The 19,148-nt window shown below is 65.8% G+C and carries 16 protein-coding genes; 8 read left to right on the top strand and 8 right to left on the bottom strand.

Features of this window, described 5'->3' with window-relative positions:
* Nucleotides 1-3 precede the first annotated feature (3 nt).
* Nucleotides 4-1,356, top strand: coding sequence for an MlaD family protein (locus tag R3D65_RS12080; RefSeq protein WP_371275465.1), 1,353 nt, complete (start codon nucleotides 4-6; stop codon nucleotides 1,354-1,356).
* 122 nt (nucleotides 1,357-1,478) lie between these two features.
* Nucleotides 1,479-2,108 carry an ABC-type transport auxiliary lipoprotein family protein gene (locus R3D65_RS12085; RefSeq protein WP_371275466.1) on the top strand — a complete coding sequence of 210 codons (630 nt, stop codon included), beginning with the start codon at nucleotides 1,479-1,481 and terminating at the stop codon, nucleotides 2,106-2,108.
* Nucleotides 2,109-2,264: 156 nt separating this feature from the next.
* Here R3D65_RS12085 and R3D65_RS12090 read toward each other — a convergent pair whose 3' ends face one another.
* Nucleotides 2,265-7,790 (bottom strand): hypothetical protein, encoded by a 5,526-nt coding sequence (locus tag R3D65_RS12090; protein WP_371275467.1) that lies wholly within the window; start codon nucleotides 7,788-7,790, stop codon nucleotides 2,265-2,267.
* Nucleotides 7,791-8,198: 408 nt separating this feature from the next.
* Between R3D65_RS12090 and R3D65_RS12095 the strand changes: the two genes are divergently transcribed.
* Nucleotides 8,199-8,489, top strand: a complete 291-nt coding sequence (locus R3D65_RS12095) for an Hpt domain-containing protein (RefSeq protein ID WP_371275468.1) — start codon at nucleotides 8,199-8,201, stop codon at nucleotides 8,487-8,489.
* 98 nt (nucleotides 8,490-8,587) lie between these two features.
* Nucleotides 8,588-8,908 (top strand): 2Fe-2S iron-sulfur cluster-binding protein, encoded by a 321-nt coding sequence (locus tag R3D65_RS12100; protein WP_371275469.1) that lies wholly within the window; start codon nucleotides 8,588-8,590, stop codon nucleotides 8,906-8,908.
* Nucleotides 8,909-8,939: 31 nt separating this feature from the next.
* Here R3D65_RS12100 and R3D65_RS12105 read toward each other — a convergent pair whose 3' ends face one another.
* Both R3D65_RS12105 and R3D65_RS12110 read right to left on the bottom strand, forming a co-directional pair.
* Nucleotides 8,940-10,475 (bottom strand): AAA family ATPase, encoded by a 1,536-nt coding sequence (locus tag R3D65_RS12105; protein ID WP_371275470.1) that lies wholly within the window; start codon nucleotides 10,473-10,475, stop codon nucleotides 8,940-8,942.
* Nucleotides 10,476-10,609: 134 nt separating this feature from the next.
* Complete coding sequence (locus R3D65_RS12110) at nucleotides 10,610-11,209, bottom strand: DUF922 domain-containing Zn-dependent protease (protein ID WP_371275471.1); 600 nt, start codon at nucleotides 11,207-11,209, stop codon at nucleotides 10,610-10,612.
* Between the two features lie 159 nt (nucleotides 11,210-11,368).
* Between R3D65_RS12110 and folP the strand changes: the two genes are divergently transcribed.
* Genes folP through folK form a run of 3 tightly spaced genes read left to right on the top strand, consistent with a single transcriptional unit; the run spans nucleotide 11,369 to nucleotide 13,120 of the window.
* Nucleotides 11,369-12,223 carry a dihydropteroate synthase gene (gene folP, locus R3D65_RS12115; protein ID WP_371275472.1) on the top strand — a complete coding sequence of 285 codons (855 nt, stop codon included), beginning with the start codon at nucleotides 11,369-11,371 and terminating at the stop codon, nucleotides 12,221-12,223.
* Nucleotides 12,220-12,588: a dihydroneopterin aldolase gene (gene folB, locus R3D65_RS12120; protein WP_371275474.1), complete on the top strand. Its 369-nt coding sequence runs from the start codon at nucleotides 12,220-12,222 to the stop codon at nucleotides 12,586-12,588. The genes folP and folB overlap by 4 nt, the downstream gene beginning before the upstream one ends.
* Nucleotides 12,569-13,120 carry a 2-amino-4-hydroxy-6-hydroxymethyldihydropteridine diphosphokinase gene (gene folK, locus R3D65_RS12125; protein WP_371275475.1) on the top strand — a complete coding sequence of 184 codons (552 nt, stop codon included), beginning with the start codon at nucleotides 12,569-12,571 and terminating at the stop codon, nucleotides 13,118-13,120. The genes folB and folK overlap by 20 nt, the downstream gene beginning before the upstream one ends.
* Before the next feature lie 33 nt (nucleotides 13,121-13,153).
* On the opposite strand, the gene R3D65_RS12130 is transcribed toward folK, so the two are convergent.
* From R3D65_RS12130 to R3D65_RS12145, 4 genes are all read right to left on the bottom strand, one after another.
* A complete protein-coding gene (locus tag R3D65_RS12130; protein ID WP_371275476.1) occupies nucleotides 13,154-13,690 on the bottom strand; it encodes a hypothetical protein in 537 nt (178 codons plus the stop codon).
* Nucleotides 13,691-13,807: 117 nt separating this feature from the next.
* Entirely contained in the window at nucleotides 13,808-14,902 is a 1,095-nt protein-coding gene (locus R3D65_RS12135; RefSeq protein ID WP_371275477.1) for a YcjF family protein, read from the bottom strand.
* Nucleotides 14,899-16,374 (bottom strand): YcjX family protein, encoded by a 1,476-nt coding sequence (locus R3D65_RS12140; protein ID WP_371275478.1) that lies wholly within the window; start codon nucleotides 16,372-16,374, stop codon nucleotides 14,899-14,901. Before R3D65_RS12140 ends, R3D65_RS12135 begins: the two co-directional genes overlap by 4 nt.
* Nucleotides 16,375-16,460: 86 nt before the next feature.
* Nucleotides 16,461-16,970 (bottom strand): histidine phosphatase family protein, encoded by a 510-nt coding sequence (locus tag R3D65_RS12145; protein WP_371275479.1) that lies wholly within the window; start codon nucleotides 16,968-16,970, stop codon nucleotides 16,461-16,463.
* Nucleotides 16,971-17,529: 559 nt separating this feature from the next.
* Here R3D65_RS12145 and dksA point away from each other — a divergent pair.
* Nucleotides 17,530-17,946: an RNA polymerase-binding protein DksA gene (gene dksA, locus R3D65_RS12150; protein ID WP_371275480.1), complete on the top strand. Its 417-nt coding sequence runs from the start codon at nucleotides 17,530-17,532 to the stop codon at nucleotides 17,944-17,946.
* A 124-nt stretch (nucleotides 17,947-18,070) separates the two neighbouring features.
* Here the strand turns inward: dksA and R3D65_RS12155 are convergent, their stop codons facing one another.
* The gene (locus R3D65_RS12155) at nucleotides 18,071-19,093 is read right to left on the bottom strand and encodes a hypothetical protein (protein ID WP_371275481.1); all 1,023 of its coding nucleotides are present in this window, start codon (nucleotides 19,091-19,093) and stop codon (nucleotides 18,071-18,073) included.
* Nucleotides 19,094-19,148: the final 55 nt, after the last annotated feature.

The raw sequence follows: 19,148 nt of genomic DNA on the forward strand, positions 1-19,148 counted from the left end.
ACGATGGAAACGAAAGCCAACTACGTCACCGTAGGAATCATCACGCTGTTGCTTATCGCGGCGGCCTTCGGCTTCGTCTACTGGACGGCGCGACCCAACCAGTATGCCGATTCCGCGCCGCTGCAAATTCTCATTCCCGGATCGGCCGCGGGCCTGGATCGCGGGTCGGCGGTGCTGTTCAACGGCGTGCGCGTGGGGCAGGTGGAGCGCGTCTTCATCGATCCCAACCAGCCGGGACTGGCCATCGCGGAGGCCAAGGTGGACCGGCTGACGCCGCTGACGCAATCGACCACCGCCAATATCGTCATTGCCGGCCTTTCCTTCGCCGCCAATATCGACCTGAGCGGCGGGAACACGGCCGAGCCCAACCTTCTGGCACAAGCCGCGGAGCAGGGAACCATTGCCCAGATCCGCGCCAATCCGTCCAGTGTCAGCAATCTCACCGATACCGCGCAGCGCCTGATGACCCGCGCCGACCGCATGCTCACCAAGCTGGAGGACGTGATCGACGAAGTGGGCGGGCCGGTGGCCAATACGGCAAGAAACGCAGAGACCTTCTCCAAGGCCCTGGCGGACAATGCCGAGGGCGTGGATGATTTCCTGGAAAGCGTCAGCTCACTGTCGGAGAGCCTGAAGGGCGTTTCGGGACGCCTCGATTCAACTTTGGCGGCCGCCGAGGACGTGCTCAAGTCGGTCGATCCCGACAAGGTGGCCGGCATCGTGGACAATGCGGACGGATTCATGAAACGGCTCAACGAATCGACCGGCGACCTGGACAGGATCATGGCCGATGTCTCGAAGGCGTCCGCATCGCTGGCCGATCTTGGCGGCAAGGCGGCGCAGACCTTCGACCAGGTGGACCGGATCGTGGCCGGGGTCAAGCCGGAAGACGTCGAGGTGATGGTTTCCAATTTCCGCAAGGCGAGCGAGGATATTTCCTCGGTCTCCGAACGGGTAGCGGGCAAGGGCGAGGATATCGACCAGATCATCGCGGACGCGCGCCAGACCATGGAGCGGCTGAATGCCGCTTCGGCGCGGGTCGACGGGCTGCTGTCCAAGGTGGACGGGCTGATCGACACCGAGGAAGGCAAGGGCCTTTTCGCCGAGGCGCGCGAGACACTGCGATCGTTCCGCACGGTAGCGGACACGCTCAACGAGCGGCTTGGCCCGATCACCGCTGGCCTGTCGCAATTCTCGACCACCGGCCTCAGGGATGTCGAGGCCTTCGTCAGGGAAGGCCGGCGGGCGATCGGCCGCATCGAATCCGCCATTACGGACCTGGAGCGCAATCCGCAACGGATCATAACCGGTGGAGCAGGGGAGGTCCGGACGATCGATGGCCGAACACGGCGTTGACTCCTGCGCCCTGGAGGCGCACAAGTGCGCCGGGCGCAATCATGTGTTGACAGGGGGTCGGGCCTTTCCACAGGTCCGGGTAAATAGCGTGAGAGTAACCCGGTGGACGAAGGGGTCCGGCAATGAGCGCTGACAGGTCTCGTCTTGCCGGGAAGGGCATTTTCCGCGGCCTGGCTGCCGCCGTGGTGACGGTGGGGCTGTCGTCCTGCGCCCTCATCGGCGGCACACCGCAACCGCTCGACACATTCGATCTTTCGGCGGCACGTCCGCCGTCCAGCGGGCCTGGCACGGTGCGCCGGCAGGTGCTGGTCACGGAGCCGGTTGCGCTGAAGGCGCTGGATGGCGAAAACATCATGCTGCGCCCGGCGCCCGGCGAAATCGCCTATCTGGATGGCGCGCAGTGGAGCGACCGCCTGCCGAAGGTGATCCAGGCGCGGCTGATCGAGAGCTTCCAGCGCTCGGAGCGCATTCGCGGTGTCGGCCGTCCGGGAGAAGGGCTGGCCATCGACTACCAGCTCATCACGGATGTGCGCAGCTTCGAAGTGCTGCTCGATGGCGGAAGCCCGCGCGCGCGCGTTGCGCTGTCGGTGCGCCTGCTGAACGACCGCAGCGGCGTCGTGGCACGCCAGCGGGTGTTCGAGGCTGAGGCGCCGCTTGCGGGGTCTTCGAATGGCGATTACGTGCGGGCGCTCGATGCCGCCTTCAACCAGGTGGCCGGCGAAATCGTGGAATGGGCGCTGCGCGCAATCTGAGGGTTGGGCGCCACGGGGCAAGCGCACAAGGGCGGTGCGCCCGATGCTTTGCCAGCAACCCGGCGCCGATGTTCAAATCACTGGATGAGTCATAGAAAAAGGCGGGCTACCGGAGGCCCGCCTTTTTTCATTGCTCGTCGATGGTGTCTGCCTCGGTCAGCGCAGACGCCCGCTTGCGTGGGCGAGCATGGTGTAGACCTTACCCTGTTCGGACGCGAGATAGCTTTGGGCGACCGAGGGATCGCGCTCGTTGCGGGTCACGTCCGCCAGAAGCCGTTCGAAATCGTCGCAATAGCGGTCCACCACGGTGCGGAATTCGCCGCTGGACTGATATTTGCTGCGGATCTCGTCAAAGGTCTGTTGTCCCTTGAGCGTGTAGAGACGCCGGGTGAAGACGTTCCGTTCGCCGTTGGAGTAGCGCTTCCACAGGTCCATCGCCGCTTCGTGGTCGATGGCGCGGGCGATGTCGACGGAGATCGAGTTCAGCGAATCGACCACCTGGCGCGGCGACCGGGTGTCGGCCACCGGACGGCGCGGCGCGGGTGCCTCATCAGCCGAGGCGCGGCGCAGGAGATCCTGTACCCAGCCGCCGGATTGTTCTGCTTGCGGGGCAGGCTCGCGTGCCGGGGTTGCGGGACGGGCAGGCGCCTCGCTGCGGGAATAGTCCATCGCTGCGCGATATTGCGGCTCGGGTGCCGGGGCAGGCGCCGGGGCCGGCGCGGGCGCGGGAGCAGGGCGCTCGGCGCGCGCGGGGGCCGGCGGTTGCGGCGCGGGCTGAGCCGGCTGCTGCGAGACACCGAAGGCGCGACCCGACCGGGTGACGATTTCCGACAGTTCCTTGAGCGCGTTGATCTGCTCGGAAACGGCGCGGCGCATGGCCGTGGTCGATTCACGGGCTTCCTCCGGCATGTCGAGTACGCCGCGGCGCAATTCCTCGCGCGTGGCCTCCAGTTCCGACCGGATTGCGCCGGCGGAGCGGCGGATTTCGTCCGTCGCGCCGGAAAAGCGCTCGGTTGCGGCGTCAATGACCTGCTGGATGGCTTCGCGCATCTGCTCGGCCGTGTCGCGGGTGCGGCCCTCGGCCGCGCTGGCGGAACGGGTAACGAGCGCCTCGAAGCCGCGCATGGCGTTCTGGATTTCCTCGGACTTGGCAATCAGGCCGGACGAGAGGTTTTCCAGCGCTTCACGGCGCTCCGAAAGCGTGGCGTCGAGATTGCCCTGGGCAGAGCCGATCACGGTGGAGGCATTGTTGAGAAGTTCACCATGTTCCTCCAGCCGCCGGGCCAGCGACGCGATCTGGGTGAGCGCGCCGGTGGACAGTTCGCCCAGCTTGGTGGTCGAAGTCTCCAGGATATTGGCTGACGTGCTGAAAGTCTGGGCTGCCCGCTCGGCCCGTGCCGAGAAGGATTCCGTCGTCGCGGCGAGGCGCTCGTCGACCTCGCCGAGATTGCTGCGGGCCATGTCGATCAACTGGCCGAGGCGTGCGTTCGAGGCGGTAAGGCGTCCGATCAGCGAATCGACGTTCTCGGTCAGCGATGTGCTGGCGCTTTCGACGGCCGACAGTGTTTCCGCCGTGCGGGCCTGAAGCGCGTTGACCAGGGCCTGGTTCTCGGCGCGCAGCCGCTGGGATGCCTCCGCCGTCGCCTGTTCCAGCGTCTGCTTCATGGCATCGCCGCTCGCCGCGAAGCGTTCGACCAGCGGGCGGGCTTCCTCGTCGAGGACGCGGGACATGTCTGCCGTGCGCTGTGCCAGTGTCGCGTTGAGATCCTCGGCGCTGGCCGCAATCGTGCGGGCGGCGTCGCTCGTGCCCTGCGTGATGTGCTGATTGACGGCGCGGAACGTGCCGGCGATCGCATCGGCCTTGGCGGTCAACTGGCTCTCGGATTCGGCGACCTTTTCACCAAGGCGCGCGGCGATCTGCTCGGCACCATCGGCCAGCCGGCGTTCCGCATCGGTGATCTGGTTGCCCAGACGCTGAACGACGGCATCGGCTTCGCCGGCCATGCGGGACTGCAGGTCAGCGAAGATGCCGGCAATGGCCTGCGAACGGCTCTCGAGCTGCTCGGTGGTCGCGGTCGCCCGGTCCAGAAGGCGGCCATCGACATTCATGAAAGCGTTCTCGATGTCGGCGATGGCGGTACGGACCTGCTCGGCATTGCGCTCGATCATCGCACCGATATGGGCGTCCTTTTCCGAAAGCGCGGCGATGATGGCGTCGATCCGCTGCTGGAGCGCGTTGGACGAACTGCCGACGGTTTCCGCAAGAACGCGGTCGGCATCGGTGAGTGCCTGTTCGACGCGGGCCACCGTCTGGTCCGCCTGTCCGCCGAAGCGTTGCGTGGCTTCGGAGAAGACGCGTTCGAGGTCGGCCGTGCGGTCGGCGATCTGCCGCTGCGCCTCGTCAAAGCTCCTGCCAGTCTCGCTCTGGAGATGGGCGGTCGCCTCGATGATGCGATCACGCAGGCTCTGGGCGACGGTGCCGGCGCTTTGTTCCAGCGCCTTGCGGACATTGTCCACGCCGATCGACAGCGCCCGTTCCATGGTCGAGGTACGCTCATCAATGATGCCGGACTGGCGCAGGAACGCGGTTTCCAGCTTCTCCACATCCTTCTCGACATCCGCGGTGATCTGGCTGCGGATAGCCTGGAAATTTTCCAGGTGACGCGAGATGGCTTCGCGGAAGGCGTCGCGATCTTCGCCGGCGCGGGCGAATTCGCCCGCCATGGCGTCGAGAATCTGCTGGCGGTGGCCATCGATCTTCGAGACTTCCTCTCCGATGAGGGCGGCAATGCGCGACCGGTCGGCCTCGGCGCGGGAAATCTCGTCGGAAATGAAGCGGGCCAATTGCTCACGGCTTTCGGACGTGCGCGCGAAATCGGCCGAGAGCTGCTCGGCCAGCCGGTCGCGGGCCGCCGCCGCCTTCTCGATGTCATCGGCCAGAAGGGCGCCGATCTGCTGGCGTGCGTCATCAAGGCGGATGGCCATGCGATTGGCGGTCTCGTCCAGTTGCCCGGTCAGGAGGTTGAAGGTCTCGTTGAGACGGCCGGCCATCGACGTACTGGTCTGGTCGAGGCGTCCTGCGACTTCGCTCGCCGTTTCGTCGAGGCGCAGGCGAATCGTCTCGGAATTCGCCGAGAGCCTGCCGGTCACTTCGTCCGCTGCCGTATCGAAGCGGCTGCGAATGGCACCGGCGGTTTCGTCCAGCCGCCCGGTGATCCCCGTGGCCGTCGAATCGAGCTGGATGCGGATCGTCTCGGCCGTCTCGCTCAACCTGCCGGTCACGGCGTTTCCGGTCTCACTGATCTGTGAGGTGACAGAGGCGCCGGTACTGTCGACACGGCTGCTGAGATCGGTCGCGGTTTCGACCATCCGTTCGGTGACCGAGCCTGCGGTTGCGGCAAGATTGTTGCGAATGGAATTGGCCGCGGCTTCCACACGGGAGACCAGCTTTTCGGAGGTTTCCTCGACATGGCTGCCGGCATTGCGCGCGGTTTCGTCCAGCCGGCTGGAAAGGGTGCCGGCGGTTTCCTCGAACCGGCTGGCAATGGCAGCCGTCTTCTCGTCAAACGAACCGGTGAGGGCCGCCGTCCTTTCGTCGAAGGCGCTGGTTATGGCCGTGGTGCGCTGCTCAAGATTGCCCGTGATCGCCGCGGCCCTTTCGTCGAGCGCACCGGTCAGGGCGGTCGTCTTCTCATCGAAAGCGCCGGTTATGGCGGCCGTCTTTTCGTTGAATGTGTCGGCAATGATGGCCGACTTTTCCTCGAACGCGCCGGTGATGGCCGTGGTCCGCTCTTCCAGGCCGGCGGCTATGGTGGCGGCGTTTTCCTCCAGGCGGCTGCGCAGGGCGGCCGTCTTTTCGTCCAGCATGGCGCCGGTGTTGGAGACGAAGCCGGCCATGTCTTCGCTGATGGCCGTTTTGCCCTGTTCGATGAGGCCGCTGACCTCGTCGCGTCCGGCATTGAATGTGGTGGCGATCTCGCGGGTACGCTCCAGCAGGGATTCGTTGATCTGGCGTGCGCGGGCTTCCAGCGCCTCGTTGAGCCGCTGCGTTCCCGTGTCGAGGGCCTGTGCGCGGGTTTCGAACTCGCCGATCAGCGCCTGACCGCGTTCGGCCAGCGTCGCCTGGATCTCGTTCAGGCGGCGGTCGAATTCGCTGTTCAGCGAGGCAGACGTGTCGCCGAGCAGGGAAACGAGACCGGAGCCGCGCTCTTCCAGCATCACATTGAGCGCATTCGTCCGCTCTTCCAGCGCGGAAGACAGGCTGCTGGTGCGCTCGTCGAGCACCGAAGACAGGCGCCCCGTCTTTTCCTCGATGGCGGCGCCGAGGCTGCCGGACCGCTCATCCAGGGCGGATGTCAGCGTGGCAGCGCTTTCGTTCAGGCGCTCCACCAAGGCACGGGTGCGTTCGTCGATGGAGGCGGACAAGGTGCCGGCAGCGGCTTCCGTCCTCTCGCTCAGCGTGGCGATCCGCGTGTCGAGCAGGTTGGCGAACGCCTCGCCCGATGTGGAAATGCGGTTGGTGATGGCGTCGGTGCGCTCGTCGATGGTCTGGAAGATCGCAGACCCGCTGTCATTGATCCGGCTGACAAGGTTCTCGCCCGACAGGTTGATCTGGGTGGCGAGTTGGCGGGCGGCATCGAGCACGTTGGTCTTGATGATGTCGGAAGAGCGCGACATCTCCTCCTTCAACTGTTCATGCGTCCCGGAGATGGAAGAGCGCACGCGTTCGGCGTGGGAAATCACCGCCTCGCGTTCGTTTCCGAGGCCATCGACCAGCGTGCGGATGCGGATCTCGTTGTCGGAATAGGCGCGTTCGAGTTCGTTGACTTCCGAATGGACGAGCGTTTCCAGTTCGACGGCGCGCGCCAGCGTGCGCTCTATGCCTTCGCCAAGCGCCTGGACCTCGCGCCGCACGGCCTGGCCCACGGTGGCCACACGGTCGGTGGCCAGATGTTCCGGCTCGGCCAGCCGGTAGGCGATTTCCGTCATGCTCTGAGCGGCGAGCTTCATGTCCTGGGCGCGGCGCACCATGACGCCGAAGGCCCAGAAAAGCATGCAGGGAACAAGGATCGCGACCGAAAGGCCGATGGCGTAAGGCGTGGTCGCGAATTCCTGGAACGACGAGATTTCCCAGATCTGCGGCGAGAACAGCATGTCGCCGATCGCCATGCCGCCCAGAATCCAGACGACGCAAAGGCCGGCGATGACCCAGTAGATGGCCGTCGAGGAGCGCCGGTTCATGGCCTTGAGAAGGGCACGGTGGTCGCGCTGCCGGTCGTCATTGGCGGCGGCGATGGCAGCGGGCTGACGTGGCGTTTCCTGCCTGCCGGCATCTGTCTGCGCGGAAGGCTTCGGTGTCAATGCTGCGTCGGCGGCGGGGTCGATGGCGGGCTTCCGGTCCTTGACGGCGCCGGCTGCGGCCGCACCCGCGGCCGCACTTGCCGTGGCTGCCGCAGCAGCGCCGCCCGCCGGGTCCGTATCGTCGGCGCTCTTGCCTGCCGATGCGATCTCGCCGGCGGCGGCATCAATCCGTGCCTCGAAATCATCAAGGGAATCCCCGAGATCCAGGTCGATGTCCTCCACATCGCTGGCGTCGAGGTCGAAGTCGATGTCGAGCTCTTCATCAAGCGCCGAATCCACTGCCTGGTCCAGATCAGCCGTCTGTTTGGGTGTCGTCGCCATACCGCATTACTTTCTTTCTGGCAGGACTCGCCTGCATGTCGCACACATCCGGTCCCTGCCTCCGGACGCAGTTCGAGCCCCACGTTACTCCAACACTGCGTATCGTAGTGGCACACCGAGGGAATTGAAACCGGCAAACGCGGCGATGCTTAAATGTTTAAACATAAGGTTAACAGCCTGTGGCCAGCGGCATTTCCCGTTCGGATTTTTCAGGCGCGAATCCGGCAAAAGCATGAAGAAGATGTGGCAAATGCAGGCGTTAACCCGATCTCCACAGGCTTCATGCCATCATCCAGGCTGTCAGGACAAAGCGGGGACAGCATCATGGCAGCGTGCAAAAGGGAAAATGTCGCCTTTGACCGGCCTGGCGGGGAAACCTGTCCGAAGGCCTCCAGGAGGCCCATCGACATGGACCAACTGGAAAAGCAGACATCGGGCGATCGTGCGCTGGAGCAGGATGTGCTGGCCATGTTCGCCCAGCAGGCCGCGCTGACGCTCGACGCCATCGCCTCCGCCGACGCGGCGGCGCGCAAACGCCTTGTGCATACGCTGAAGGGATCGGCGCGCAGCATTGGCGCCATGCGGCTGGCGGCATCCTGCGAGCGCGTCGAAGGCACACCGATGGAAGCCAGGGCGATTGCCGGGCTGGCGCGCGAGGTGGGCGCCGTGCGCGATTTCATCGCTGCCATCTGCCGCTGAGTCGAAATCGGGGCCGGCACGCGACGGGCGAGTTGACTTGAGGCGTTGATGGGTTAGAGCGTTCGCCAAACGAACGCGAAGACTGGACCCGGAGGCCCATGACCCATATCACCTTCGTCACCCACGATGGCGTACGCCATGAGATCGAGGCCGAGAACGGCACCACCGTGATGGAGAACGCCATCAAGAATTCCGTACCCGGAATCGAGGCGGAATGCGGCGGCGCATGCGCTTGCGCCACCTGCCATGTCTATGTCGACGAGGCCTGGTTGGAAAGGACCGGCGCGCCGCAGGCCATGGAAGAGGACATGCTCGACTTCGCCCATGAGCCGAAGCCGACATCGAGGCTTTCATGCCAGATCATTGTTTCCGAGGCGCTCGACGGTCTTGTCGTCCACGTGCCGGAACGGCAGGCCTGATCCGCCGCCGGATCGTCGCTGCCGGCATGCATCACTCGGCGGCGGTGCGCGAGGACGCGAGAAGATCGGGACCTTCCGGATCGCCCGGTGCGGTTTCCGATTGAAGATCGGGGAAAGCCACGATGCGCCGGCCCTTGAGGTCGTTGCGCAGAACGATGAGGCCGTGTTCCTCGAAGAAGGCCAGAAAACGGCGCGCGCGGCGCGGGGAATGGCTGCCATAGGCCCGCGCAAGGGTGGCATCCGAGGGGCAGGGCGCCTGTTCGATCGCCGCGCGGGCCACGAGCAGGAAGACACCCTGGAGGTCTTCCGGCAGTCCGCGTGACAGAGCCACCGCCGACGCCCATTCCCCCGTGGCCGCCGTCTGAGCGCCGACGCCTGCGCGCGCCACCGCGAGGCGGTTCCTGAAGGCGCCCATGGCTGGCGCATCGCCGGGAATGCGGCGGATGCGGCAGCGCACGAGGAAATCCTGGAACAGTTCGGCATCGGTGCGAAAACCGGCTTCGGGATCCGCCATCAGGTCTGCCATGACAGCGTCAAGGCCGGCCTCGCGCTCGGCTTCATCCACCGGGGCCGGTGCCTCTTCCCCTTGTGACAGGGGGGGGGCGGCGGCCTGCGCGGCGCGCTGGTCCGCGGCACGGGCAAGCTGTTCGAGAATGCCTTCGGCGGGCGGTGGCGGGGCGGGCCTGGCGGCGCGGCGAACCGGACGTGCAGCTTCCATGGCCGCATCCTTGAGGATGAGGTCGCGAGCGTCGGCCGGGGTCTCAGGCAAGGGCATCAGTTTCGGGCTGGAGGAGCGGGCCGAGGTCTCCACCCCGCCGATCACATAGGGCACGGGACGGCGCGACAGGGCCGGGCCGAGCGCGACGAAATGGCCGCGCTTGAGGTCGCGGAACATCTCTGCCTGACGGCGTTCCATGCCCAGAAGATCGGCCGCCCGCGCCATGTCGATGTCGAGGAAGGTGCGGCCCATCAGGAAGTTGGATGCCTCCGCCGCCACGTTCTTGGCCAGCTTGGCGAGGCGTTGGGTGGCGATGACGCCGGCCAGGCCGCGCTTGCGGCCACGGCACATCAGGTTGGTCATGGCGCCCAGCGAGGCACGGCGGGCGTCGTCGGAGAATTCGCCAGCGGCAACCGGAGCGAACATCTGCGCTTCGTCGACGACGACAAGCATGGGATACCAATGGTCGCGCTCGGCATCGAAAAGGGCGTTGAGGAAGGACGCTGCGGCGCGCATCTGGCCCTCGATCTCAAGGCCTTCCAGATTGAGCACGGTGGAAACGCGGTGCTGGCGCACCCGCGCGGCAATCACCTCCAGTTCCTCCAGTGGCCTGTTGGCATCCACCACCAGGTGCCCGAAGCGGTCTGCCAGGGTGACGAAATCCCCTTCCGGATCGACGATGCATTGCTGCACCCAGGGCGCGCTCTGCTCAAGAAGCCGGCGCAGCAGATGCGATTTGCCAGAGCCGGAATTGCCCTGCACCAGCAGGCGCGTGGCCAGAAGTTCTTCCAGGTCGATGAGCGCGGGCGCGCCGGCCGGCGCGGTTCCCATGTCGATGTCAATCTTCATTGGCGAACAGGTTGTCTCGTCGGGGCGGGGGCGAATCGGCGGTGCCCGGTTTCATCCCTCCTGTTGCCAAGCCGGCGCGGCGGGTTCAACCCGCAAGGCTGGCCCGGCGGCGCTAACCCACAGCCGAATTCGTCTCAATTCGTGCTGCGCCCGCGCCTGGCGATGAGCTTTTCGAGGCGCCGTTCGAATTCATTGCCTTCCTTGCGGTCGAAGGCGGCATGGGCCTCGTCATTCGCTTTCATGATACGGTCGGTGACGCGTCCCACCTCCTTTTCCAGCGCCGCGCAGCGGTTGCGCGCGGGCAGGCGGTCCAGGGCGCGTTCAAGCTTGCGGGCGTGGTCGGCGGCAATGTCGACGTGATGGTTCTCGTGGCGCAGGATGTCCTGGTCGAGCGCGTTCCAGAACCGGGCCGTTTCGGGGGATGCTCCGCCGGGGCGCTTCCAGCGCGGCAGTGTCATGGTGGCGACGAGGCGGACCCGAACTTGCGAAATGCGGCAGGCGCTTGCCTTCTCGGCATATTCGACGCGGGTCTTGAACTCCATGCGCGTGGCGGCAGGATGCCCCTTGTGGCCACCGAGCCTGGGACCGTGCCTTTCAAGCTGCCGCTGGATCTCCTGCACGGTCGCGCCGCCGATCTGGTAGTATTTCTTCGCCGTGCTGATCTCGGCCGCCAGGCAAGGAGCGGCCGCCAGGCATGACAGGAAAAGGGCGAATGAAAGCGGTCGAAACGGCATGAAGGGCTCCCCGGTAAAAACACTCTGGTCCGCCCCGGCACCAAATGCAAACGCTTTGACATGCGGCCGGGTTTCGGCGGCCGGCGCGAAAGGAATTGATTTTCCTGCGTCATGCGCCCAAAGGTGCCCGCAGTTCTTCCGGCGGTCAGGGAATGTCCCATGAAATCGAGAAACTGGCAGCTTGCCCATGGCCGCAGCCTGCGCCTGGGCCGTGAGGGAATCCTGATGGGGATCCTCAATGTCACGCCCGATTCCTTTTCGGACGGCGGGCGTTTCGATGCTGTGGACCGGGCGCTGGAGCAGGCGCGGCGGATGATCGCGGAAGGCGCCGCGATCATCGACATCGGCGGGGAATCGACCCGTCCGGGCGCCGAGCCTGTCAGCGCCGCCAGTGAGCAGGAGCGCGTGCTCCCCGTCATCCGGGCGCTGTCGGGCAAGGACGGCCCGGTCATTTCCGTCGATACCTATCGCGCGCAGACCGCCCGGCTGGCGGTGGAAGCCGGAGCGCATATCGTCAATGATGTGTGGGGGCTGCAGCGGGAACCGGCGATCGCCAGGCTGGCAGCCGAAACCGGCGCCGGCCTGGTCATCATGCATACGGGGCGCGAGCGCGAACGGCTGGCCGATGTCATTGCCGACCAGCGGCTCTTCCTCGAACGGTCCTTGCAGATCGCAGCCGGTGCCGGTGTGGCTGCGGAACAGATCATGCTCGATCCGGGTTTCGGGTTCGCCAAGGATGCGCATGAGAATTTCGCGCTGATGGCGCGGTTCGGCGAGTTGCACGCGCTGGGCTACCCGCTTCTGGCCGGAACGTCGCGCAAGCGCTTCGTCGGGCATGCGACCGGGCGCGAGGGCGACGGGCGCGATATCGGCACGGCCGCCACGACGGCGCTGCTGCGCGTGAAGGGCGCTGCCGTAATCCGGGTGCATGATGTCGCAATCAATCGGGATGCGATGCGCATCGCGGATGCGATGATGGCCGAAATGCCGCAATCGAAGGAAGCAGGCTCATGAGCATCTACACGATCCGGATGAAGAACTGCGCCTTCTTCGCCCGCCACGGCGTGCATGACGAGGAGGAGAGGCTGGGCCAGCGCTTCTACGTGGACGCGGAACTGACGGTGGATGCCGGCAATGCCCTCGTTCGCGATTCGATCGAGAATACCGTGGATTACGGCACGGCCTTCACCGCCATCGAACGGATCATCACGGGAAAGCGGCGCTACCTGATCGAGGCGCTGGCGCTGGAATGCGCGAAATCCCTGTGCGAGCATTTTCCGCAGATCAGCCGCGCCGAGATCACTGTGCGCAAGCCCAATGCGCCGGTTCCCGGTGTGCTGGACCATGTCGAGGTGACGGTTGCCTGGCCGCAGGAGTGAACCCGCCGATGCCGTATGGCTTGGCCTGGGCGGCAATGTCGGCGCGGTGGAAGCTGCCATGGCTGGTGTGCTCCAGGCGCTGGACCATCGCGCGGACACGCGGGTGACGGCGGTTTCCGGCCTGTTCAGCACGCCGCCATGGGGGGTAGAGGACCAGCCGGATTTCCTGAATTGTTGCGCGGCGATTGAAACGTCGCTCGCGCCGGAAGCGCTGCTCGATGCCTGTCTTGCCCTTGAACAGCACTGGCGAAGGGAGCGGAAACTGCGCTGGGGGCCGCGCACGATCGATATCGACATTCTTGCCCACGCGCGTCCACCCGTGGACGAGCCGGGGCTGACGATTCCCCATCCGCGCGCCCGTGAGCGGGCATTCGTGCTCGTCCCGCTGGCGGAAATCGCTCCGGACGTCATGCTGGAAGGGGCAACGGCCGGTTCGCTGGCAGCGCAATGCGACCAGCAGGGGATGAAGCGGCTGCAACGGGCGGCGGACTGGTGGCGCGCGCCCCTGCCCATGAAAAAAGCCGGCGCATAGGCCGGCTTCATATGCTTGCGGCTTGCAAGGACGTTATCGCCGGACCGAGCCGGTGACGCTGGCGTCGGTGCGCTTGAGGCTGATGCCGATGACCGGGACCATTTCCTTGTCCACCTTCACGGATACCGTCACGTTCATGGCGTCCTTGCCGGAAAGGCGCGCCAGCATCGCGCCGCGCAGCTTGTTGCGCACCAGCGACAGGACCACGCGCTCGCCATCGACATTGCCGGAAACGACATCCAGGCCCTTGCCCTTGGCGCCGTCGAGGAACTTGCCGCGATAGCCGCGGCCGCGCTTCTCGATGCTGGCCTGCATCTTCTGGGAAAAGATGCCGACACGGCAGGTGCCGTCCAGCGTCACGCCGACGCGGGAGGCGGGCGGTTCGCCGGTGAAATTGCAGACGAACTTGGTGCCCTTGTACTTGCCGGCGACGATCTCGCCGGGGCCGGACCATTCACCGGCGAGCGAACGGAAAAACGCCTGGTCACGGTCCGACGCGGACGCGCCCTCCATGGTGGCGGAGGTGGCGGCCAGCAGAATGGCGGCGGTGGTGGCGGCGCTTTTGAGCATTGTGAAACCCGTTGGCGTGGCAGGAACTGATGGGCCGGATGATTACCAAGAATGGTTAAGGCTTTCTTGTACCGGCCATCTTGAGACTGCGTGAATACGGGCGCTGCCGCAAGCCCGTCACCGCTTTCCCGCGCTTGCGTCCGCTGGAGGTCCGCCTGAAATGCGCGTCAGTGTTGCAAGGATGCCACCAAGGCCGGGTCTCTTGCGCGCGGTGAAAGGCATGGGCCGGCAGGCATCCATGGCCGCCAGGCCGATTCGCGCCGTCATCAGGCCGTTGACGATTCCCTCGCCCAGACGCGCTGACAGGCGGGAGGCGATGCCGTGCCCGAGCACCTGCCCGACAAGGCTGTCGGTGGCCGCGAGCGTTCCCGTCACGGCCAGATGCGAGACAACGGAGCGGATGAGGCGCAGGAAGCCAAGCGTGCCGGGACGCCCGCCATAGGCGGCGGAGATGCGCCGGATGAGGCGCGCTGCCTCGAAAAGGACGTAGCCGAGATCGACGATTGCGCGCGGACTGACGGCAGTGACGACCGAAACGCGCCGGGCCGCATCCACGACCAGACGGGTTGCCTCTTCGTCGAGTGGCCCGAGAAGATCGCTTTCGGCAAGCCTGAGCAGGTCGGGACCGTCGATGACTTCCTTCTTTTGGCGTGCCAGGAGCGCCCGGCCGGCGGCCAGTTCGGGCTTGTCCTTGAGCAAAACCTGAAGGCCGGCGACAACCGCGCGCGCCTTGCGCGTATCGTGGTGGACAAGCGCGTCGGCGGCATCTGTCTGCAGGCGGGCGATGCCGGAAAGCCGGGCGAGCGCCAACATTTCCCTGATCAGGATGCCGAGCAGGGCGAGGGCGGCGAGGCCGGCCAGTCCCGCGGCTGTCCAGCCGAGCCAGTCGGCGCGGGAAAACAGGTCACGCACCAGCGAATCGATCCACAGGCCGACCGACAGGGACACAAGCAGGCCGAAGGCAATGGCGAAAATCCGGGCAAGCGAAAATCCGCGTGCCGTCGGTGGCGGCAAGGGAGCCACCTCGTCTTCCAATGCTTCCGCCAGGAAGGGGTCTTCGGTTTCGGGCGTGACGCGGGCCATGGCGTCGCCGCTCACGGCCGAGGGCTTGCGCTGTCGGCGCGGCGGGGCTTCCTGAAACCGTGACGATGGCTCGCCGGTCTCTTCCGGCGCAACGGAAAATGCGGCCGGTCGGCGCCGGGAATCGGTCATGCGAGCTGATCTCCGATGAGAAACTGCAGGGCCCTGTCGAGCCGGATGTGGGGAAGGGAGAGGGTCACGCCTTCGGCGGTGCGCTCCAGCCGGGGCGGGCGGAAGCGGACAAAGCGCAGCATGTCCCCGTTGCTCCGGCCGGCTTCCGCGTCAGCCTGGTCGAAGACTGACCGGGGATCGGCCGGCAGGTCGCCTGGAAATACCGCGGTTTCCCGTTCGCCGTCAAACACGTCCGTGCCGATGCGTTCACCCGCCAGGGGCTGGCCAACGATCACCGGCAAGGTCTCGCCGCCCTGCGCCACCGTGCCTTCACGGGTGGCGCGCACGGCGGCCATGGCCAGCACATCCACTTCGGCGCCGGAAAAGCGCGCGCGCTCGATGGCGCGATCGACGAGGCGGCGCACGATGGCCTGCAGCCGGTCGTGGCTTTCGTGGTGGATGTGGTCGGCCTTGGTGGCGGCAATCAGGATCCGCTCGATGCGGCGCGAGAACAGGCTGGTGAGGAGATTGCCGCTGCCCTGGCGGAAACAGGCCATGACGCCTGTCAGGGCGCGTTCGAGATCGGCAAGGGCAGCCGGGCCGGCATTGAGCGCCTGCATGGCGTCGACCAGAACGATCTGCCGGTCGAGGCGCGTGATGTGCTCGCGGAAGAAGGGTTTGACGACATGGGTCTTGTAGGCCTCGTAACGCCTTTGCATCATGGCGGCGAGACTGTCCTTCGGCAGGGCCTTGCCGGCTTCCAGCGGCAGCGGGGCGAAGGTGAGGGCGGGAGAACCTTCCATGTCACCGGGCATGAGAAAGCGCCCCGGCGGCAGGGTGGAAAGGGCGCGGTCATCGGCGCGGCAGGCGCGCAGATAGGCGGTGAAGCATTGCGTCAGGCGCTGCGCCTGCTGCTCGCTTGCCCCGGCATAGGGATCGGCCGAAGCGGCCATGGCCAGCCAGTCGGCGGCGAGGTCGCGGCGCACCGGAGTGGCCGCGAGCTCCAGCGACTCGCGGGCGAAGGCGGCATAATCCAGTGCCAGCAAGGGCAGGTCGAGCAGCCATTCGCCCGGATAGTCGACGATGTCGACCGAAAGCCGCCCGCCGGAAAAAAGCCGGCCCCAGCCGCCGGCCGATTCGTATTCGACGGTCAGGCGCAATTGCGAGACGGCGCGGGTGGATTGCGGCCACATCCGCTCTTCCACAAGCGCGCGAACATGGTCCTCATACTGGAAGCGGGGCACCTGGTCGTCGGGCTGCGGCTGAAGGTAGGCGCGCGAGATGCGGCCCGACTTGTGCGGCTCGAACAGGGGAAGGCGGCCGCCATGCACCAGATTGTGCACGAGAGCGGTGATGAAGACGGTCTTGCCAGAGCGCGACAGGCCGGTCACGCCGAGGCGCAACGAAGGGTCGGCCAGGCCGGAAAGCCGGTCGCCCAGCGTGTCGAGGGCGATGCGCGCCTCATCCGTGATCGTCGTCATTGAAGCGGCCATGCCGACTTTGCCCTTTCCTGTCTCACGCCGGATATAGGCGTGCCAAAAGCGGTTTGAAAGGAAGCCGACCCCCGGTGCGCCCGTTCTCAGAGGTCTTCGGGCGTCATGAACAGGCGCAGGCGCCCCTTGCCGGGGGCGATCTCGCTCAGAGGCGTCTCGAAATCGATGACGGCAAGGCCACAGGGCGCAAACCCGTCCTCCATGGTCGCGCTGTCGCTCTCGCCACCACGCTTGGACAGGGCGAAGGCCAGATCCTCCAGCATGGGGTTGTGGCCGATCAGCAGGATCGAGCCGCTTGTGCCGTCCCGGCGTATCATTTCGACATAGCCGGCGGCATCGTTGCAGTAGAGTTCGTCGCGGTATTCGGCGTCGGCCGGGTCCATTTCCAGCCCGTCGGCCAGCCTCTCCCAGGTCTGGCGGGTGCGGCGGGAGGAGGAGCAGAGGATCTTCTGCGGACGCTGCCCGTTGGCACGCATGGCGAGGCCGATCGCCTGGGCATCGCCTTCCGCCCCCGGTTCGAGCGGACGGTCAAAATCGCGCATGCCCGGCGCCGGCCAGGCCGCGCGGGCGTGGCGCATCAAATACAGCCGACTCATCGGCGCTCCTTCCGCGGCGAAGCCGCCCCTTTCCGGATGTGACACAAAATCTGTCCCGTTCCGGAAAAATCTGGTATTGGTCTGCCCGACAAATTAGGAATGGCCAAAAGCCGGTGCAATTGGCCGGATGGATGATAGGCCCTCGCGAAAAAGCCGCAATTGGTCTTGCGCGAGCCTTTCCATTCTTGTGCGCGCTGTGCAATTTTCATCGAAAAAACCAACAATTTGAAAGGCTTGTCTTGTCTTTCGCAACTTGCTGCGATAAAGCACCCGGCAATCGCGAGGCAGGTGCGCGGCAGTTCGGCGATTCCTCGCCGGACATGCCTGAAACAGCGGCAATTGACCGAACGGCGGCACGCCCGTTCTCGCTTTTCGCTCGAGGGTATGCGGCCTCTCGGGCGGCAAAAGGCGCCAATATGCAAGTGGGAGGCAGTGTGGCACAGAGTTTGCTTTTTATCGGTGGAAAGATTTGTCGCAAATCTTTCGCGTTAACGCGTTAGCGGCTTGCCGCAAGAAAAAGGGCGTACATATCTCTGGTCAAGGAAAGCGGGTGAATTGCATGTCGGAACTCATTGATACGGACTACGTGCCGTCGGACAGCGAGCCTTTCATGAATGAGCGGCAGAAAGCGTATTTCCGCGAGAAGCTCATCAACTGGAAAAACGACATCCTGCGCGAAGCGCGCGAAACGCTGGAAACGCTGCAACAGGAAAGTGAAAATCATCCCGATCTGGCGGATCGGGCCTCGTCCGAAACCGACAGGGCCATCGAATTGCGGGCGCGCGACCGCCAGCGCAAGCTGATCGCAAAGATCGACGCGGCGCTGGTGCGTATCGACGAGGGCACCTACGGCTATTGCGAGGAGACGGGCGAGCCGATTTCGCTGCGGCGTCTCGATGCGAGGCCCATCGCCACGCTGTCGATCGAGGCGCAAGAGCGCCATGAGCGGCGGGAAAAGGTCTATCGCGACGATTGATTGCGCTATCACGGCCCTGTTCTTTTCAGGAGCGGTCCATGTGGCCGCTCCTTTCTTTTGCCGTGACGGAAGCGAAGGCCTGGGTTGCCGCCGGCCCAGCCCGGCGCATCGCGAGCCGGGTTCGTCAGGCTTTGCCTTCGCGGGTAAGATCCTGGAGCAATTGGGACATTTCCTCTTCGAGCGACATTTCCCGGCTTGACTGCGCGGCCGGCTGCTGTGGCCGCGATTGCGCGGCGGACTGGCGCACGGGGGCCAGTGTCTCCTGCAATTCGCGCATCAGGTCCTCTTCGGACACGCCGTCATCGCCACGGGTTTGCCCGGAGACATCGGGCGTGGCTGTCTCCCGCACCGGCCGGTGCGGATCCGTTTGCCGTTCGTGGCCGGCAGAGGGCACCGGCATGGTGGCGTGACGGGGCGCGGTGACAGGCGATGGCTGCGGCGGTGTGGCGCGAATGTCGAGGGGCGCGGGGACTTCACCGGCCGAGCCGGTGTCGACCGGCCGGCGGGTATGAAATGCCTCGCGAAACGTATGGGGCTGGGGAGCGGGAACGGGTGTCACGGTTCCCGCGGAACCGGCAGGGCCTGGATGCGGCCGCGCCACGGCGGCCGGTGACGGGGTGGCGGAAGCAGCCGATGGCGCAGATCCGGTCGCGTTGCGATGGGCTGGCGACTGTGCCGGCCTTGGCGCGGGTGCCGGCGGAGCGCCTGCCGGCGTGGACCGGGCTGGCGGTTCTGCCGGCATGGACTCGGCTGGCGGCTCTGCCGGCGTGGACCGGGCTGTCAGCTGGGTGGAAGGCTGCTGCCGGGCGATGCTCTGCGCCTCCTGAACGCGGGGGGCGGGTTGTGCCTGAAGCGCAGGCGCGCCAATGCCCGTCTCGACGATCACGTCGCCGGAGCCGCCGATCAGCAGAAGATGCTCCACCTCGTCGCGGCGGACAAGGATGAGGCGGCGATTGGCATCGACCGGGGCGGCATCGACGACGGCCAGCCGGTGCCGGCTCTTGCCGCCGCGCACATAGATGCCGGGCAAAAGCCCGCGCAGCATGCGCAGCACCAGCAGAAGCAGCACGAGAACAACCAGCACGGCGACCATCCAGGTCACCACCGTTGCCGCTGCCGGTCCAATCGTCTCGACAAGCCAATCCATCAGGCCATTCCTTCCCCTGCTCCTTGCCGGCCTTCGCCCTTTGGCCGTGACCGGA

The sequence above is a fragment of the Zhengella sp. genome, from assembly GCF_041397485.1.
Classification (GTDB): Bacteria; Pseudomonadota; Alphaproteobacteria; order Rhizobiales; family Rhizobiaceae; genus Zhengella.

What these genes read in the sequence shown, in the direction of transcription:
- R3D65_RS12080 (WP_371275465.1), top strand. Translation starts at nt 4, where the DNA reads ATGGAAACGAAAGCCAACTACGTCACCGTAGGAATCATCACGCTGTTG.
- R3D65_RS12085 (WP_371275466.1), top strand. Translation starts at nt 1,479, where the DNA reads ATGAGCGCTGACAGGTCTCGTCTTGCCGGGAAGGGCATTTTCCGCGGC.
- R3D65_RS12090 (WP_371275467.1), bottom strand. Translation starts at nt 7,790, where the DNA reads ATGGCGACGACACCCAAACAGACGGCTGATCTGGACCAGGCAGTGGAT.
- R3D65_RS12095 (WP_371275468.1), top strand. Translation starts at nt 8,199, where the DNA reads ATGGACCAACTGGAAAAGCAGACATCGGGCGATCGTGCGCTGGAGCAG.
- R3D65_RS12100 (WP_371275469.1), top strand. Translation starts at nt 8,588, where the DNA reads ATGACCCATATCACCTTCGTCACCCACGATGGCGTACGCCATGAGATC.
- R3D65_RS12105 (WP_371275470.1), bottom strand. Translation starts at nt 10,475, where the DNA reads ATGAAGATTGACATCGACATGGGAACCGCGCCGGCCGGCGCGCCCGCG.
- R3D65_RS12110 (WP_371275471.1), bottom strand. Translation starts at nt 11,209, where the DNA reads ATGCCGTTTCGACCGCTTTCATTCGCCCTTTTCCTGTCATGCCTGGCG.
- folP (WP_371275472.1), top strand. Translation starts at nt 11,369, where the DNA reads ATGAAATCGAGAAACTGGCAGCTTGCCCATGGCCGCAGCCTGCGCCTG.
- folB (WP_371275474.1), top strand. Translation starts at nt 12,220, where the DNA reads ATGAGCATCTACACGATCCGGATGAAGAACTGCGCCTTCTTCGCCCGC.
- R3D65_RS12130 (WP_371275476.1), bottom strand. Translation starts at nt 13,690, where the DNA reads ATGCTCAAAAGCGCCGCCACCACCGCCGCCATTCTGCTGGCCGCCACC.
- R3D65_RS12135 (WP_371275477.1), bottom strand. Translation starts at nt 14,902, where the DNA reads ATGACCGATTCCCGGCGCCGACCGGCCGCATTTTCCGTTGCGCCGGAA.
- R3D65_RS12140 (WP_371275478.1), bottom strand. Translation starts at nt 16,374, where the DNA reads ATGGCCGCTTCAATGACGACGATCACGGATGAGGCGCGCATCGCCCTC.
- R3D65_RS12145 (WP_371275479.1), bottom strand. Translation starts at nt 16,970, where the DNA reads ATGAGTCGGCTGTATTTGATGCGCCACGCCCGCGCGGCCTGGCCGGCG.
- dksA (WP_371275480.1), top strand. Translation starts at nt 17,530, where the DNA reads ATGTCGGAACTCATTGATACGGACTACGTGCCGTCGGACAGCGAGCCT.
- R3D65_RS12155 (WP_371275481.1), bottom strand. Translation starts at nt 19,093, where the DNA reads ATGGATTGGCTTGTCGAGACGATTGGACCGGCAGCGGCAACGGTGGTG.